Raw genomic sequence first — 16657 nt, forward strand, 5'->3', positions numbered from 1 at the left:
CGGGTATGTTGTCTACACAGGTCCCGTTAGGGATTTATGAAAAGGCGCTCCCCGCGGGGGAGTGCTGGCTGGAACGGCTACAGCTTGCCAAAAAGCTCGGTTTTGATTTTGTGGAAATGTCGATTGATGAAACCGACGCGCGTTTATCCCGTCTTGACTGGCCTCGGGACGCGCGGCTGTCGTTGGTCAGTGCCATTGCCGAAACCGGCGTGCGGGTGCCGTCCATGTGTTTGAGCGCGCATAGACGTTTTCCTTTGGGGTGCGAGGACGATGCCATTCGCGCCCAGGGGCTGGAGATCATGCGTAAAGCCATCGCGTTCGCCCAGGATGTTGGCATCCGCGTCATTCAGCTGGCGGGGTATGACGTCTATTATCAGGAAGCCAGTGACGAAACACGTCGGCGGTTTCGCGAAGGCCTGAAAGAGAGCGTCGGGATGGCCAGCCGTGCCCAGGTCACGCTGGCTATGGAGATCATGGATTATCCCCTGATGAACTCCATCAGCAAGGCGCTGGGGTATACGCACTACCTGAATAACCCCTGGTTTCAGCTTTATCCGGATATCGGCAATTTGTCGGTGTGGGATAACGATGTGCAGATGGAGTTACAGGCCGGAATCGGGCATATCGTGGCGGTGCATGTAAAAGATACGCGCCCCGGCGTCTTCAAAAATGTGCCGTTTGGTACCGGCGTCGTGGAGTTTGAACAGTGCTTCCGGACGTTAAAAGAGAGCGGCTACTGCGGCCCCTATCTGATTGAGATGTGGAGTGAAACCGCAGAAAACCCGGAGGCCGAGGTTGCGCTGGCACGCGACTGGGTACGTGGGCGCATGGCGCGTGCAGGATTACTGGAGGCCGATAATGCAGCCGCTTAAAAAGCAGGTCTTTGAGGCCAATATGGATCTCCCCCGATACGGCCTGGTAACCTTCACCTGGGGGAACGTCAGTGCTATCGACAGGGCGCGTGGGCGGGTGGTGATTAAGCCGAGCGGTGTGGCTTATGATGCCATGACCGTTGACGATATGGTGGTGGTGGATCTGGACGGCAACGTTATCGAAGGCCGCTGGAATCCCTCTTCCGATACGGCCACGCACCTGGCGCTCTATCGACGCTTTCCTTCCCTTGGGGGCATTGTCCACACGCACTCGACGCATGCCACAGCCTGGGCTCAGGCGGGGATGGCCATTCCGGCGCTGGGTACCACGCATGCGGACTATTTCTTTGGCGATATTCCCTGCACCCGCGCATTGACCGAAGCAGAAGTGTCGGACGAGTACGAACGCAATACGGGCAAGGTCATCATTGAAACGCTGGGCGAGCGCGACCCGTTGCATACGCCGGGCATCGTGGTGTATCAGCACGGGCCCTTCTCCTGGGGCAAAAATGCACATGATGCGGTGCATAACGCGGTGGTCATGGAAGAGGTGGCGAAAATGGCCTGGATATCACGCGGTATTAATCCGCAGCTCAAGCCCATCGACAGCTATCTGATGAACAAACATTATCTGCGCAAGCACGGTCCCGATGCTTATTACGGGCAGAAATAAAAAAAGCCCCCGGGCAGGGGGCTAAATCATTGCGTGCTATGTTTTCGTTGTTGGCTTTCCTGGTGCTGGCGTGACGCTTTATTTGTAGATATCCGCGCTTGCATGCATATTGCCGTTGCTGCCGGGCTCGCGCATCAGCATGACATGATAATAATGGGCGCCTCTCGCGTCGGTTTCTTCATTCAGGGCCTGATCTGCTTCGCTTTCGGTGGCAAAATTATGATTGATGTAAATCACACCTAAGCTCTGCACATCATCCATATTCCGGGCCTGTCGGCTGTCTATCTTGATGGCTGCCGTTGCGTTTGCACTGAACAACAGGACGGCCAGAAGGGCAATTATGATGTTTTTCATACGTTACGCTCCACGACAAGGTGCTGTGTGACGGTCTCTGCCTCTCCTTTTTGTGGAAAATGGGGTCTGATTAAAGTGTAATCGCTTCTTTGACCCGCAATCGCGACCATTTCTGATGCTGTTGTGCAAAAAAATGGCGCTTCCTGATGTGATTAATTTTAAATCATCCACTTAGTCTGTCTTCGCGCTATGTGCGAATTATTTGTGCAATCAGCTTGAGTTTATGAGGCTTCGCAATTAGAATGGCGCGTCAATTTTTCAGCCGCCCTTTAATCACGTTCCTTGCCTCCATGGGCCGCGGCTGACCCAGACAGGAGGCTGAATAATCCGTAAGGAGCAATTCGATGCGTCATTACGAAATCGTTTTTATGGTCCACCCTGACCAGAGCGAACAGGTTCCGGGCATGATCGAGCGCTACTCTGCTGCCATCACTGGTGCAGAAGGTACGATCCACCGTCTGGAAGACTGGGGCCGCCGTCAGCTGGCTTACCCGATCAACAAACTGCACAAAGCACACTACGTTCTGATGAACGTTGAAGCGCCGCAGGAAGTGATCGATGAGCTGGAAACTACCTTCCGCTTCAACGATGCCGTTATCCGCAGCATGGTTATGCGTACCAAAAACGCAGTGACCGAAGCATCTCCGATGGTTAAAGCGAAAGACGAGCGCCGTGAGCGTCGCGATGATTTCGCAAACGAAACCGCAGATGATTCTGATGCTGGGGATTCTGAAGAGTAATTTCTGATGACCAACCGTCTGGTGTTGTCCGGTACCGTGTGCAGGACCCCCCTTCGAAAGGTCAGCCCATCAGGAATTCCTCATTGTCAGTTCGTGCTTGAGCATCGTTCTGTACAAGAGGAAGCCGGTTTCCACCGGCAGGCTTGGTGCCAAATGCCCGTGATTATTAGCGGACACGAAAACCAGGCCATTACTCACAGTTTAACGGTCGGCTGTGCAGTTACCGTTCAGGGGTTCATTTCATGCCACAAGGCAAAGAACGGTCTGAGCAAAATGGTTCTGCATGCCGAGCAGATTGATTTGATAGATTCTGGAGACTAGCCATATGGCACGTTATTTCCGTCGTCGCAAGTTCTGCCGTTTCACCGCGGAAGGCGTTCAAGAGATCGACTATAAAGATATCGCAACGCTGAAAAACTACATCACCGAAAGCGGTAAGATTGTCCCAAGCCGTATCACCGGTACTCGTGCAAAATATCAGCGTCAGCTGGCTCGCGCTATCAAACGCGCTCGCTACCTGTCTCTGCTGCCGTACACTGATCGTCATCAGTAATCGGGCACGGTCCACTAATACGACTTTAAGAGGATAAGGTAATGCAAGTTATTCTGCTTGATAAAGTAGCAAACCTGGGCAGCCTGGGTGATCAGGTTAACGTTAAAGCGGGTTACGCACGTAACTTCCTGGTTCCACAGGGTAAAGCTGTTCCAGCTACTAAGAAAAACGTAGAGTTTTTCGAAGCACGTCGCGCTGAACTGGAAGCCAAACTGGCTGACGTTCTGGCGGCTGCTAACGCTCGCGCTGAAGCAATCAACGCACTGGGCACTGTAACCATCGCGTCTAAATCTGGCGACGAAGGTAAACTGTTCGGTTCCATCGGTACTCGCGATATCGCTGACGCTGTTACTGCAGCTGGCGTTAACGTGGCTAAGAGCGAAGTTCGTATGCCGAACGGCGTTCTGCGCACCACTGGTGAGCACGAAGTAGACTTCCAGGTTCATAGCGAAGTCTTCGCTAAACTGGTTGTTAACGTTGTAGCTGAGTAATTTTTTTACTTAGTTCGCGTCGAAGCGCCGGCCTTGTGCCGGCGTTTTGCTTTTTAGCGCCCGTAAATCTTTCCCTTCCCGTCTTGTATGGTAGCTATTCCCGCCACAATCTCCGATAATAAAATGAAACGCCATTTTATCTTTGAGATTTGCTATGGACATCGCCCAGCCTGCCTCCGTTTTTGCCCGTAAAAATGTTGCTTACGCCTGCGCCACGCTATGTTGCCTGCTCTGGGGCAGCTCGTACCCGGCGATAAAAAGCGGCTATGAACTCTTTCACATCGCCGCCGATGATATCCCGTCGAAGCTCGTCTTTGCCGGCTATCGTTTTCTGTTTGCCGGGGCGCTTCTGCTGCTGTTTGCGCTGGCTCAGCGTAAACCTATCGCCAGGTTCACGACGCGCCAGTTCGGACAACTCACGCTGCTTGGCCTCACGCAAACGTCTATCCAGTACACATTCTTCTATATTGGGCTCGCCTGGACCACCGGGGTGAACGGGTCAATCATGAATGCGACGGGCACCTTCTTCAGCGTGCTGCTGGCGCATTTTATCTATCACAACGACAAGCTCAGCTATAACAAAACCCTGGGTTGCATACTGGGCTTTGCCGGTGTGATGCTGGTGAATTTCAATCATGGGCTGAGTGATTTTCATTTTGTCTGGAAGGGTGGCGGCTTCGTGATTCTGGCGGCGTTTATCCTTTCTTCCGCAACGCTCTACGGCAAGCGCATCTCACAGACGGTTGACCCAACGGTGATGACGGGCTGGCAGCTGGCATTGGGCGGGCTTGCGCTGGTTGTCGCGGGATATATGACGGGCGGAACGCTGGAGCTCCATAGCATCGAAGCCGCCGCGATTCTGGGCTATCTGACGCTTCTGTCATCCGTCGCGTTTGCGCTGTGGAGTGTGCTGCTAAAAGTGAACCGCGTCAGCATGATCGCCCCGTTTAACTTTGTGGTGCCGGTTGCGGGAACGGTATTGTCGGCTATTTTCCTGGGCGAAAATATTTTCGATATTAAATATGCCGTGGCGCTGGTGCTGGTTTGTACGGGGATAGCGTGGGTGAACAAGCGGAATGCCTGATAATCTCTGCCGGGCAACGCGCTGGCGTGCCCGGCAGAGAAACTAACGAACTCTGATAAAACTGCCGTCTGTCTGGCGGGTAAACAGGACCTGTTGCCCGTTACCGGCATCTATCGTCAGGCCCGTCACCACGCCGCTGGCGTTCTGGCGGATCTGCACCATCTGGCCGTTTTGCAAATTACTCAATGGCTTACCTGCACCTTCCACCTGCGCCATCGCATAGACATCGGTAGGCGGCAGATTATGATCGCGGAAGAGCTGCGCCAGCGTTTTACCGGATTCTACCCGATAAGAGCGCCACTGCTGCTCAATGCCGGTGGGTTGCTGGGCCTGAGTCTGAACCGGCGCTGCCGCCTGCTCCTGAGGTTGCTCCTCCTGAATGGGTTCAGGCTCTACCGGGGCCATTTGCCCTGGATCGTTTGAGGGGCTCACCAGCTGCGGCTGCGTCGGCTGGCTGTCGGGCTGAGGCCGGGATTGCGACTGGATATCCAGCTGCGCATCGCGGCTCGTCGCCTGCGTGCTGATGTCGTTATCCTCTGAAGGAAGCAAGAAGCCGACGATCACCAGCAGGGCGGCAATGATAATGCCCCGGCGGTGCATCGGCGGCAGTGGATCCATGATGCGAAAGTGGTCTGGCGCATGCCAGATTTTCGCCAGGGTAGGTTTCAGTTCAAATCGCCCGGGCATGGCTTTCCTCCTGCTCCGCATCATTTTGTTCCTGTCATGAGAAGTATAGATTGCTAACTGCCTGAACGGCGTAACAAAGTCGCCTTCCGTGACCATCATTTAAGAAAAATCTAAACCTTGCCTATTGTTTCTGTTTCAGCGCAGTTTGTCATCTTAACTTAAGACAAAGTTTTACCCATAAGGGCGTGGCTGATATGCTGCCCGCTACTTTAAATGTGATGGAAGGAAATCCCCCATGACCACCCCGACTTTTGACACTATCGAAGCGCAGGCAAGCTACGGTATCGGCTTGCAGGTAGGACAGCAGCTGAGCGAATCTGGCCTGGAAGGCCTGTTACCTGACGCGCTGGTGGCGGGTATCGCTGACGCGCTGGAAGGCAAACAGCCTGCTGTCCCGGTCGATGTTGTGCATCGCGCCCTGCGTGAAATCCACGAGCGTGCTGATGCCGTTCGTCGCGAGCGCTTCGAAGAGATGGCCGCTGAGGGTGTGAAATACCTGGAAGAGAACCGCGAACGTGAAGGTGTGAACAGCACCGAATCGGGCCTGCAGTTCCGCGTGATCGCTCAGGGCGAAGGTTCTATCCCGGCACGTACCGATCGTGTTCGCGTTCACTACACCGGCAAGCTGATTGACGGCACCGTATTCGACAGCTCTGTCGCGCGTGGCGAACCTGCTGAGTTCCCGGTTAACGGCGTGATCCCAGGCTGGATCGAAGCGCTGACCCTGATGCCTGTCGGTTCTAAATGGGAACTGACTATCCCGCAAAACCTGGCGTACGGTGAACGTGGCGCGGGCGCATCTATCCCACCATTCAGCACCCTGGTCTTTGAAGTCGAATTGCTGGAAATCCTGTAATCGACAGACTGTTTTCCTCTTCGTCACGGGAGAGGAAAACAGTGATAAAACCTACAGTTATAGCGATATCAACATTTTATCTTGCAAATACATAAGTTGCGTGTATTTTTGTGAGCTGTTTCGCGTTACATGAGTGATATGACACTCACTTTAAACATATTGTTAACATAATATCTAAATCATAGTATTCATCCTGCCGATTCTTACCTACTATCGATGAGTCCTCTACGGGACCGTCGCATCATGACGTATTAAAGGCCAGAAGAGCCTTAACAACACAGACAGGCATAACAGGAAAATATCACATGGTAGATCAGGTCAAAGTCGTCGCTGATGAAGAGGCGTCGTCTGAACAATCGCTGCGGCGAAATCTCACAAACCGTCATATTCAGCTTATCGCCATCGGCGGTGCCATCGGTACCGGGCTGTTTATGGGGTCAGGCAAAACCATTAGTCTGGCCGGGCCGTCGATCATATTCGTCTATATGATCATCGGTTTTATGCTCTTTTTCGTGATGCGCGCAATGGGTGAACTGCTGCTCTCGAATCTGGAATATAAATCCTTCAGTGATTTTGCCTCCGACCTGCTCGGCCCCTGGGCAGGCTACTTTACCGGCTGGACCTACTGGTTCTGCTGGGTGGTGACCGGGATGGCCGATGTCGTCGCCATTACCGCGTATGCCCAGTTCTGGTTCCCCGGGCTGTCGGACTGGGTGGCTTCTCTGGCCGTCATCGTGCTTCTGCTGAGCCTCAACCTGGCGACCGTGAAGATGTTCGGCGAGATGGAGTTCTGGTTCGCGATGATCAAAATCGTCGCTATCGTTGGGCTGATTGTCGTGGGTCTGGTGATGGTATTGACGCATTTCCAGTCGCCAACGGGCGTTGAGGCTTCCTTCACGCACCTCTGGAACGAGGGGGGCTGGTTCCCGAAAGGTCTGAGCGGCTTCTTTGCCGGCTTCCAGATCGCGGTGTTTGCCTTTGTGGGGATTGAACTGGTTGGCACGACGGCCGCAGAGACGAAAGATCCCGAGAAATCTCTGCCGCGTGCGATTAACTCAATTCCGATTCGCATCATTATGTTCTACGTTTTCGCGCTGATCATTATTATGTCGGTGACGCCGTGGAGCTCTGTGGTCCCCACTAAAAGTCCGTTTGTAGAGCTGTTTGTCCTGGTCGGCCTGCCGGCTGCCGCAAGCCTGATTAACTTTGTGGTGCTGACCTCCGCGGCCTCTTCCGCCAACAGCGGCGTGTTCTCCACCAGCCGTATGTTGTTCGGTCTGGCACAGGAAGGCGTAGCGCCTAAAGCCTTTGCGAAACTCTCCAAACGTGCGGTACCGGCGAAAGGGTTAACCTTCTCCTGTATCTGCCTGCTGGGCGGTGTCGTGATGCTGTACGTTAACCCGAGCGTCATTGGTGCGTTCACTATGATCACCACCGTGTCCGCGATTCTCTTTATGTTCGTCTGGACCATCATTCTGTGCTCGTACCTGGTGTACCGTAAACAGCGTCCGCATCTGCATGAGAAATCGATCTATAAGATGCCGCTGGGCAAGCTGATGTGCTGGGTCTGCATGGCGTTCTTTGTCTTCGTGCTGGTTCTGCTGACGCTGGAAGAGGATACCCGTCAGGCGCTGATCGTAACGCCGCTGTGGTTTATCGCGCTGGGGTTAGGCTGGTTCTTTATCGGCAAGAAACGTATGGCTGGCGTGCGTTAAACCTATGGCCCGGCAGCGCTCGATGCACCGGGCATAAAAAAGGCCACGTATGCGGTGGCCGAATCTCAACTTCAGGAAGGCGCTCTCGGGCGCCTTTTTTATTCGCCTGCGAGGGCACGCGGGAACAGAACGTTATTCTCAAGACTGATGTGTTCCATCAGATCATCGATCAGTTCGTTAATGCCGTTGTACATCGCTTTCCAGGTCGTGCAGGCATCTGCTGGCGGCGTAACGTTGTTGGTGGTGTGTTTGATCACTTCAAGCAGTTCGCCCGCATCGTCGTGCTCGCTTTCCATCACGCTAATCGGCCCGTTGGCCTGGCGGCCCATTCCCTGTTTGATCATCGGGAACAGGATCTGCTCTTCCTTCATCATATGGCTGGACAGCTCTTCGTGAAGCATGGAGAGGTATTTCGCCAGCCCACGCGGCACAGAGGCTTTATCGGCGTGAACACGTTCAACCTTAGTGGCCTGCAGAATCAGTTCGGGCAGTTGTTCGCGATGGCGATCGTGATAGCGAACAATAATATGGTCGATGATTTCGGCCAGCGGCACGCTGCGCCAGTCTTTATCCACCGGCTCTTCGGCAAGCTGCGCCAGTTCCGCTTCGATAGCCTCGACATCCAGCTCTTTACGAGACGCCGCACGCGCCAGCGTCTGCTTACCCCCGCAGCAATAATCCATATCGTATTTACGGAACAGCGCCGAAGCGCGTGGGATGGAGAGCGCAAGCTCGCCTAAAGGTTGGTCGCGAAAGGCCATGGTCGTTACCTCATCATCAGAAATATAAGATGCATTTTAAATGCATCTTTAAGGCAAGGCTATAACCCTTTGGAGGCACAGAAGGAAATGAGAGGTGTGTCACAATTTTTTTGCAGCGATTAAGCTGCTGAATGGCATTGATAAATTCCGAAAAACAGCGAGTTGAGCCCGAAGTGACGTTAAACAACCGCCCATGTCTGCCGATAGATACACGTCAGACACTATCCTGCACATATAAAAGGCATCGCATGTTTAAACGAATAAAAGTTATTACTCTTCTTATCTCAGTGCTGTTAGTGCTGGGCACTATGCAGCTGATCTCTGCAGGCGTATTCATAAACGCGCTCAACAACGATAAAGAAAACTTTACCGTCTCTCAGCTCTCCAGCCAGAACGTGGCGGAATTTACCGACGCGTGGATAAGCCTCAACCAGGCGCGTGTCACGCTTAACCGCGGCATGCTCCGCCTGCAAAGCAGCGCCGCCAGCCAGATCAACGGTGGGCAGTTAAACGAGCTGGTGGCCACGGCCAAAAACCTGCTGACGGAAGCGCAAGGTCATTACGACAAATACTATGCTTTGCCAGAAACACCGGGAATGAATGAGAACCTGGCCAGCCAGCTGGAAGAGCAATATCGCCTTTACTCAACCACGCTTGCAAAAATGAACACCCTGCTGGCACAGGGCAACCTGGAAGAGATGTTCAAGCAAAACGCTGAACAAAAACAGGTGGCGATGCAGAAGGTTTATCATGAATGGCGTGAAGCGCAGGCGAAGCTGACCAGCGCAGGCATGAAAGACAACGAGAATGATTACAAACGTATTCTGTGGGTCCTCTCGGCGATCATGATTGTGGTGATTGCGGTCATCATCACCAGCTGGGTGGCGATGCGTCGCGTTCTGTTACTGCCTCTGAATGATGTCATTGGTCACATTCGGGCGATCGCGGCCGGGGATCTGACGCAGCCTATTGAAGCGCAGGGCAAAAACGAGATGGCCGTACTGGCGCGTAACGTGCAGGAGATGCAGACCGCGCTGGCGAACACCGTTGGCGTGGTGCGTGAAGGGGCTGACACTATCTATACCGGCGCGGGGGAGATCTCTGCGGGCAGCAACGATCTCTCTTCCCGTACCGAGCAGCAGGCCGCCTCTCTGGAAGAGACCGCCGCCAGCATGGAGCAACTGACCGCAACCGTGAAGCAAAACGCCGACAACGCGCGTCAGGCTTCCCGTCTGGCGCTCGATGCCTCTTCCACCGCGAAGAAGGGCGGCAACGTGGTGGAAGGCGTGGTGCGTACTATGGACGAAATCGCCACCAGTTCCAGCAAAATTGCGCAAATTACTAACGTTATTGACGGCATCGCCTTCCAGACGAACATTCTGGCGCTCAATGCGGCAGTTGAAGCGGCGAGAGCAGGCGAGCAGGGGCGTGGCTTTGCCGTAGTTGCAGGTGAAGTGCGTACGCTGGCACAGCGCAGCGCCCAGGCAGCGAAAGAGATCAAAGGGCTGATTGACGATTCCGGCGAGCGGGTGAATGCCGGCTCCGCTCTGGTTAACCAGGCGGGTGAAACCATGGCTGAGATCGTCAGCGCGGTTACGCGCGTGACCGACATCATGGGCGAAATCGCCTCTGCGTCCGACGAGCAGAGCCGGGGAATTGACCAGGTGGGTCAGGCGGTGGCCGAGATGGATCGCGTGACGCAGCAAAATGCCTCGCTGGTGGAAGAGTCCGCAGCCGCGGCGGCGGCGCTGGAAGATCAGGCGGCGCGTCTGAACGAAGCGGTTGCCGTCTTCAAAATTACCCGTGGTCAGGCTGTAAAAGCTGCTCCGGTGAAAACCTACACGGCGAAAGCGAAGCCCGTATCGACGGTAACGGAAGGGAACTGGGAGACGTTTTAAAGCGTCTCTCATGAAACCAATGTAGTCCGGGCAGGCGTCAGCCCCGCCCGGCAACCCGTCACCCCTCTGAAGCCGGAACGACCAACGGTTTTTCCGGCTTCGCTCTTACCGCTATCACCACGCCCACCACTAACAATCCAATCCCGCAGGTCGTTAACAGCGGCGGCACGTTCTGGCGCATCAGGAAGGTATATAACAGCCCGGCCAGGGTTTCGAAGACAATCAGCGGGCCTAAGATCACGGTAGGTAATTTTTGACTGGCCATGTTCCAGCATAACGCGCCAACCCACGAACAGAGCACGGCTATCGCCGCCATCAGTCCGATAAAGACCTCCGGGCGCGGCCCTAACGGCAGGGCAAAAGCGGGCTCTTGCACGCTAAGCCATCCGCAGGCGACCAGATAACCCAGCAAGGAGACCGGCAGGGTCACCAGCGCCTGGGCGGTTGCCCACATCATCGGGTGTTTATCCGGATTTTCCCGCAGCCAGCGGGCGTTACGCAGAGCATACCAGGCCCAGCAGACGACCGAGACTGACGCCAGTGCGATGCCGGAGCCGTAACGCCACAGGCTCAACGTCGCCACCCCCTGGCTCAGCTCAGCAATGTTCACGCAGGCGAGGCCAACGGCAATACACAGCAGCGCAGGCAGCATTTTTGACCAGGCCAGCTTGCCATCCCGCTGGCTGTAAAGCAGGTTGGCAAAAATCGGGATTACCACCGGCAGGGTGCCGATAATCATGGTCGACACGGGGGCCCCGGTCCGCTGAATGGCGCTTGCCAGGCAGACGTAATAGATAAGATTCCCCATCATGGTCAGGCCCAGCGCGGTCATCCAGTCCTGACGCGTTAACTGACGTAAACGCGCCCGTCCCAGCCAGGCCAGGGGCAGGGCAATCACTCCCAGCGCCAGATAGCGTCCCATTGACTGCAACACTGCCGGGTAATCCGGCACAATCAGCGGGCCGACAAAAATCAGCCCCCACATCAAACCGGCCAGTAAGGCATACAACACGCCGCTAATCATGCATCCATCCGTTTTTATTGCGTTGAATGTCAGTGTAGTCGGGGGCAGGGCGGGAATATTGTAGGAGATTGCGCATTAACGCGGCGTCACCTGTTTCTGATAGCGGACAGGGGTAATGCCATAGCGATGGGTAAAGGCGCGGGTCAGATGCGACTGATCGGTTAGCCCCGTCGCAGCCGCCACGTCGGCCGCGGGCATACCGTGGGTGAGGAATATTTTGGCGCGCCACAGGCGAATCGCCATCAGCATCTGGTGCGGAGTGACATGGAAATGGGCTTTGAACTGGCGCTGAAAATGATACGGACTGAGCGAGACCACGTTGGCCAGCTCGTCCAGGGTGACCGGACGCATATAGTTGTCATGCAGATAATCCCGCGCGCGGTCAAAGCGGTGCCCGGCGTCCTGTACAACGGGCGCGTGACGGGCGAGGGGCTGGAAGGTCTCAATTAGCTCCAGCAGCAGACCTTTTTGTCCCAGGGGATCCTCTGTGTGCCATAGCCCGTAAATTAACTGGCCGATACGGCGGGCGCGCAGCGGATCGTGACGCGTTACGTCCTGGAACCACCAGTGCCGTACCCCCGTGACCTCTTCCAGCACATCCGGCTCCAGATACACCATCCGGTAACGCCAGCCGTCGTCGGCGGCCGCTTCGCCCGTGTGCAGTTCGTCAGGGTTCATGGTGACAACGGAATGTTCAGGGGCAACGTAGTGCGTGCCGCGATAGCGAAAACGCTCGGCACCCGCTTCAATGGCCCCGATGCCGAAGGCTTCATGGGTGTGAGGTTCAAAGGCGTAGCGTGAGATATGGGCATGATATAACTCCACGCCCGGCAGCTGGGACAGGTGGCGAAAGCGTGCGCTGTCTCTTTCATCACTGAACTGTTCGGGTACGCCTTGCATAGAAGCCTCCTCTGGGGTCATCTCTGCATTATCAAAGATGACCCTCAGGGATGCCACAAAAAATAACCCTTACAGAATGGCTTTGATGCTCTGGCTAAGCGGCGTTGTTGGGCGACCAATCAGCTGGCTGAGCGTATGGCTGTCGTCAAACAGACCGCCTTTGGCGGCGCCCGCATCGGAATCGGCGAGCATATCCGCCAGACCCGCCGGTAAGCCCACGCTTTTCAGCGCGGCGGCAATATCGGCTTCGCTCAGATTCTGATAGCTGACGGTTTTACCGCTCTGTCGGCTCACTTCAGCGACCAGTTCGCTTAACGTCCAGGCGTTGTCACCCGCCAGTTCATACACTTTTCCGCTATGCCCTTCACTGGCAATGACGCGGGCAGCCGCCGCGGCGTAATCGGCACGCGGCGCGGCAGCGATTTTTCCTTCCCCTGCGGCCCCAATAAAGACGCCATGTTCCAGCGCCGGCGGGACGCTGGCCAGATAGTTCTCGGTGTACCAACCGTTGCGCAGCAGTGCGTAAGGAATGCCCGAGGCTGCCAGCGCGTTTTCAGTGGCGACATGTTCCACATGCAGGCCGAGCGGCGAGCGATCCGCATGCAGCAGGCTGGTATAGGCAATAAATTTTACGCCTGCGGCTTTGGCGGCATTGATCACATTCTGATGCTGGGCTTCGCGTTGCCCCACCTCACTGGAGGAGATCAGCAGCAGTTTCTCCACGCCCTGCAGGGCCGTGGTCAGCGTAGCCGGGTCGGTATAATCGCCCTGACGCACGGTGATCCCTTGCTGGCTGAGCGCTTCGGCTTTCGCCGGATGTCGGACAATAGCCACGATCTGGTCTGCGGGAACGGTTTTCAGCAGGTGTTCAATAACGAGCTGACCAAGCTGGCCGGTAGCGCCGGTAATAGCAATCATGAGGAACTCCTTCGTGTTTGTCTGGTGTTATGGCACACTAGCATCATGACTAACTTTTAGTAAGTACGTACAAAAAGGTAAGTATGAACAAAACGATCCCGACCCTCAGCGACCAAATGCGCGACGGCAACTTATTTGCCGAGCAATGTCCTTCCCGAGAGGTGTTGAAACACGTCACCAGCCGTTGGGGCGTGCTGATTCTGGTGGCGCTACGCCAGGGAACACATCGGTTTAGCGATCTACGCCGTAAAATGGGCGGCGTAAGCGAGAAAATGCTCTCTCAGTCTTTACAGGCGCTGGAGCAGGACGGATTCGTGAATCGCGTTTCATACCCGGTCGTGCCGCCACATGTGGAATACAGCCTCACGCCGCTCGGCATAGAGGTGAGTGAAAAAGTGGTCGCGCTGGCAGACTGGATAGAGGTCAATACCCCACGGGTACTGGCGAACCGGGACGAACGCGCGGCGTGATGCGACAATTTGTTGCGCGTTTTGATTAAAAGATGCACAATGACCACCGTCAACTGTATGACGTTCAGGATCAATGATTATGGCTATTAGCATTCGTTTGGATGAAGACTTTGTTTCGGACGTGAAAATTCATGCCGAAGCGGCCAGCCGGAGCGTGCCAAAGCAAATCGAGCACTGGGCCCGGATTGGCAGGATCGCTGAGGAGAATCCAGAATTGCCTTACAACTTTATTCTGGAAACTCTTCTTGCGCGTAGCGAAGTCGACAATGGAAAGGTAACGCGTTATGTGCGAAGGACGAAACCCACCGATTGAGGTTTTTCAGACGCGACGTTTTGAGAAGGCAATGGATAAGCTTAGTAATGATATGTTAAAGACGGTGGAGGATGAAATCGACAAAATTATCCTCGACCCTTTAAAGGGGGAGCTCAAAAAAGGGGATTTAAGCTATCTCCGGGTGCATAAGTTTCATATCCACAAACAACTTGTTTTGCTTGGTTACTCCTGGAAAGAACAGAAGCTCGAACTGTATTTATTGAGTCTCGCCACCCATGAAAATTTTTATAAAGAGATGAAGCAGGCCCGCAAAACCGACCTGCTGTTTATCCTCTAAGGCACAGGCGCACGGTTATCCGGGCGCCCGCTCCGTTTCTTTACTGATTCAAATCCACCTGATAAAGGGCGAAACCAATATCGTCCGTGCCGACCTTTTTCATCGGATACTGTGCCTTATCCTTGATAAACGCTGCCGCTTTCTCTGAAGGCGAGGTTTCAAAGCGAATATCCAGTTTTGTCTCGCTGTGAATCGGGGCCAGACGCCAGTTATTATCCGCGGCAGGATGAATCGCGCCCGCGTTCTTCGACTGTTCGCCGATCCAGGCCGCCAGTACCGTGCGGTTTTCATCCGGTGAGGCAAAGGCGATATGGCTATCACCGGTACCGGCAAACTTACCGCCATAGGCGCGGTAGTTATTGGTTGCCACGAGGAAGACCGCCTCAGGATCGATCGGTTTGCCCTTAAACGTCAGGTTCTTGATGCGCTCCGCCTGCGGGTTCACCATCTGACACTCGCCGTCATATTTTGCGGGCTGTGAAACATCAATCTGATAATCCACGCCGTCAATGACATCGAAGTTATAGGTGCGGAATCCGTCCCAGTTGATCAACGACTGCGGCTTGCTGCTCTTCGGATCGATCTGGTTAAACTGCCCGGCTGAGCACTCCAGCCACTCTTTAACCTCTTTTCCCGTGGCCTTCACCACCACCAGCGTGTTGGGATAAAGATAGAGATCGGCGGCATTACGGAAGGTTAGCGGGCCTTTTTCCACCTCAACATAGCTTGCCGGATCGTTCTTGCGTCCGCCCACTTTGAAGGGGGCTGCGGCAGACAGGACGGGCAGTTTTGCCAGGTCCGGATCGCCCTGAATAAAGTGCTCTACGTAGGCTTTTTGCGCCATATTGACGACCTGAACCGTAGGATCGTCCTGCACCAGCGCCAGATAGCTGTACATGTTATCGGCGGATTTGCCGACAGGCTTGCCGACAAACTCACGCGTGGCGTCATGGTCATGCTTCAGAACCTTCACCAGATCCTTATCTTCTGCCGCCAGCGATTTTTTATTCGCGGTATCGTAGATAGGCCGTGCTTCCGCTTTCGACTGCGTCACGCGCCACTTTCCGTTGTCGTTGTTCAGCACCAGATCGACCACGCCCAGATGATCGCCCCACATCCCCGGCATAACGGACGGCACGCCGTTCAGCGTCCCTTTTTCGATATCCGCCCCTTTGATGCTGGCGAAATCTTTACCCGGGAATACGGCGTGCGCATGCCCAAACAGAATGGCATCCACGCCGGGGACTTCGCTCAGGTAATACACCGAGTTTTCTGCCATGGCCTGCCAGGGATCAGAAGAAAGACCCGAGTGCGCGACCACAACCACCAGATCGGCACCTTTTTCGCGCATTTCCGGAACATAGTGGCGTGCGGTCTCGGTAATATCGTTAACGGTCACTTTGCCCGTCAAATTGGCCTTATCCCACGTCATGATCTGCGGGGGAACAAAGCCGATATAGCCAATCTTAAGCGTCTGTTTGTTGCCGTCCTGATCCACCACCTCGGTCTCTTTGATCAGATAGGGGGTAAAGAGCGGTTTTTGGGTCTTAACGTCGATGATATTGGCGTTAACATACGGGAATTTCGCGCCAGCGAGCGCGTTATGCAGGTAATCCAGACCATAGTTGAATTCGTGATTACCCAGGTTTCCTACGGCATAATCCAGGGTATTCAGCGCTTTATAAACCGGATGAATATCCCCTTTTTTCAGGCCCTTTGCGGCAACATAATCGCCCAGCGGGCTACCCTGAATTAAGTCCCCGTTATCCACCAGCACGCTGTTCTTCACTTCGCCCCGCGCCGCGTTGATCAAACTTGCGGTGCGTACCAGTCCGAATTTCTCCGTCGGGGTATCTTTGTAGTAATCGAAGTCCATCATGTTGCTATGCAGGTCGGTCGTTTCCAGAATTCGCAGATCGACGGTCGCTGCCTGTACGCTCGCGGCAATCAGCGTCGCCAGAAGCGTTGCACTAAACTTAATCATCAGAGGAGTCCTTTTTACGATCTAAGCCACAAAAGAATATGTATCTATAGTTTGTTGCTTACAGAA

20 protein-coding genes are annotated in these 16657 nt (G+C 54.7%); 13 read left to right on the forward strand and 7 right to left on the reverse strand.

The genetic code is table 11. The annotated features are described in order from the left end of the window. The first annotated feature begins 5 nt into the window (after positions 1-5). Positions 6-872: an L-ribulose-5-phosphate 3-epimerase gene (locus LZP96_RS06685; RefSeq protein WP_258925752.1), complete on the forward strand. Its 867-nt coding sequence runs from the start codon at positions 6-8 to the stop codon at positions 870-872. Continuing rightward, positions 859-1545, forward strand: coding sequence for an L-ribulose-5-phosphate 4-epimerase (locus LZP96_RS06690; RefSeq protein ID WP_258925753.1), 687 nt, complete (start codon positions 859-861; stop codon positions 1543-1545). The genes LZP96_RS06685 and LZP96_RS06690 overlap by 14 nt, the downstream gene beginning before the upstream one ends. A 78-nt stretch (positions 1546-1623) precedes the next feature. On the opposite strand, the gene yjfY is transcribed toward LZP96_RS06690, so the two are convergent. Then, complete coding sequence (gene yjfY / locus LZP96_RS06695) at positions 1624-1899, reverse strand: DUF1471 family protein YjfY (RefSeq protein WP_064324566.1); 276 nt, start codon at positions 1897-1899, stop codon at positions 1624-1626. A 344-nt stretch (positions 1900-2243) separates the two neighbouring features. Here yjfY and rpsF point away from each other — a divergent pair, with 344 nt between their 5' ends. The 5 genes from rpsF to LZP96_RS06720 all read left to right on the forward strand — a co-directional run bounded on the left by rpsF (position 2244) and on the right by LZP96_RS06720 (position 4767). Continuing rightward, the gene (gene rpsF, locus LZP96_RS06700; protein WP_014068637.1) at positions 2244-2639 is read left to right on the forward strand and encodes a 30S ribosomal protein S6; all 396 of its coding nucleotides are present in this window, start codon (positions 2244-2246) and stop codon (positions 2637-2639) included. A gap of 6 nt (positions 2640-2645) precedes the next feature. Next, the gene (gene priB, locus LZP96_RS06705) at positions 2646-2960 is read left to right on the forward strand and encodes a primosomal replication protein N (RefSeq protein ID WP_064324567.1); all 315 of its coding nucleotides are present in this window, start codon (positions 2646-2648) and stop codon (positions 2958-2960) included. A 4-nt stretch (positions 2961-2964) separates the two neighbouring features. Continuing rightward, positions 2965-3192 (forward strand): 30S ribosomal protein S18, encoded by a 228-nt coding sequence (gene rpsR / locus LZP96_RS06710; protein ID WP_000135199.1) that lies wholly within the window; start codon positions 2965-2967, stop codon positions 3190-3192. A 41-nt stretch (positions 3193-3233) separates the two neighbouring features. Further along, positions 3234-3683 carry a 50S ribosomal protein L9 gene (rplI, locus tag LZP96_RS06715; protein WP_064324568.1) on the forward strand — a complete coding sequence of 150 codons (450 nt, stop codon included), beginning with the start codon at positions 3234-3236 and terminating at the stop codon, positions 3681-3683. Between the two features lie 154 nt (positions 3684-3837). Then, entirely contained in the window at positions 3838-4767 is a 930-nt protein-coding gene (locus LZP96_RS06720) for a DMT family transporter (RefSeq protein ID WP_258925754.1), read from the forward strand. Positions 4768-4809: 42 nt separating this feature from the next. Here LZP96_RS06720 and LZP96_RS06725 read toward each other — a convergent pair whose 3' ends face one another. Next, positions 4810-5454 carry an OapA family protein gene (locus LZP96_RS06725; RefSeq protein ID WP_064324570.1) on the reverse strand — a complete coding sequence of 215 codons (645 nt, stop codon included), beginning with the start codon at positions 5452-5454 and terminating at the stop codon, positions 4810-4812. A gap of 235 nt (positions 5455-5689) precedes the next feature. Between LZP96_RS06725 and bamJ the strand changes: the two genes are divergently transcribed. Both bamJ and cycA read left to right on the forward strand, forming a co-directional pair. Beyond that, a complete protein-coding gene (gene bamJ, locus LZP96_RS06730; RefSeq protein ID WP_064324571.1) occupies positions 5690-6310 on the forward strand; it encodes a BamJ family beta-barrel-assembly machinery protein in 621 nt (206 codons plus the stop codon). A gap of 305 nt (positions 6311-6615) precedes the next feature. Continuing rightward, positions 6616-8025, forward strand: a complete 1410-nt coding sequence (gene cycA, locus LZP96_RS06735; protein ID WP_064324572.1) for a D-serine/D-alanine/glycine transporter — start codon at positions 6616-6618, stop codon at positions 8023-8025. A 98-nt stretch (positions 8026-8123) separates the two neighbouring features. Here the strand turns inward: cycA and ytfE are convergent, their stop codons facing one another. Continuing rightward, positions 8124-8786, reverse strand: a complete 663-nt coding sequence (gene ytfE / locus LZP96_RS06740; RefSeq protein ID WP_064324573.1) for an iron-sulfur cluster repair protein YtfE — start codon at positions 8784-8786, stop codon at positions 8124-8126. Between the two features lie 248 nt (positions 8787-9034). Between ytfE and LZP96_RS06745 the strand changes: the two genes are divergently transcribed. After that, entirely contained in the window at positions 9035-10684 is a 1650-nt protein-coding gene (locus LZP96_RS06745; protein ID WP_258925755.1) for a methyl-accepting chemotaxis protein, read from the forward strand. A gap of 58 nt (positions 10685-10742) precedes the next feature. Here the strand turns inward: LZP96_RS06745 and LZP96_RS06750 are convergent, their stop codons facing one another. From LZP96_RS06750 to LZP96_RS06760, 3 genes are all read right to left on the reverse strand, one after another. After that, a complete protein-coding gene (locus LZP96_RS06750; protein WP_258925756.1) occupies positions 10743-11708 on the reverse strand; it encodes a DMT family transporter in 966 nt (321 codons plus the stop codon). A gap of 75 nt (positions 11709-11783) precedes the next feature. Next, positions 11784-12608, reverse strand: a complete 825-nt coding sequence (locus LZP96_RS06755) for an AraC family transcriptional regulator (RefSeq protein ID WP_064324576.1) — start codon at positions 12606-12608, stop codon at positions 11784-11786. Between the two features lie 69 nt (positions 12609-12677). Next, on the reverse strand, positions 12678-13526 hold the full coding sequence (locus tag LZP96_RS06760; RefSeq protein ID WP_258925757.1) for an SDR family oxidoreductase: 849 nt from the start codon (positions 13524-13526) through the stop codon (positions 12678-12680). Positions 13527-13609: 83 nt separating this feature from the next. On the opposite strand from LZP96_RS06760, the gene LZP96_RS06765 reads away from it, so the two are divergent. The 3 genes from LZP96_RS06765 (at position 13610) to LZP96_RS06775 (ending at position 14607) form a co-directional block, all read left to right on the forward strand. Next, on the forward strand, positions 13610-13996 hold the full coding sequence (locus LZP96_RS06765) for a winged helix-turn-helix transcriptional regulator (RefSeq protein WP_258925759.1): 387 nt from the start codon (positions 13610-13612) through the stop codon (positions 13994-13996). A 79-nt stretch (positions 13997-14075) separates the two neighbouring features. Further along, positions 14076-14309, forward strand: coding sequence for a ParD-like family protein (locus LZP96_RS06770; protein WP_064324579.1), 234 nt, complete (start codon positions 14076-14078; stop codon positions 14307-14309). Further along, complete coding sequence (locus LZP96_RS06775) at positions 14281-14607, forward strand: type II toxin-antitoxin system RelE/ParE family toxin (protein ID WP_064324580.1); 327 nt, start codon at positions 14281-14283, stop codon at positions 14605-14607. The genes LZP96_RS06770 and LZP96_RS06775 overlap by 29 nt, the downstream gene beginning before the upstream one ends. 40 nt (positions 14608-14647) lie before the next feature. On the opposite strand, the gene LZP96_RS06780 is transcribed toward LZP96_RS06775, so the two are convergent. Then, positions 14648-16591, reverse strand: a complete 1944-nt coding sequence (locus tag LZP96_RS06780; RefSeq protein ID WP_258925760.1) for a bifunctional 2',3'-cyclic-nucleotide 2'-phosphodiesterase/3'-nucleotidase — start codon at positions 16589-16591, stop codon at positions 14648-14650. Positions 16592-16657 lie beyond the last annotated feature (66 nt).

The sequence above is a fragment of the Huaxiibacter chinensis genome, assembly GCF_022171985.1.
Taxonomy (GTDB): Bacteria; Pseudomonadota; Gammaproteobacteria; order Enterobacterales; family Enterobacteriaceae; genus Enterobacter; species Enterobacter chinensis_A.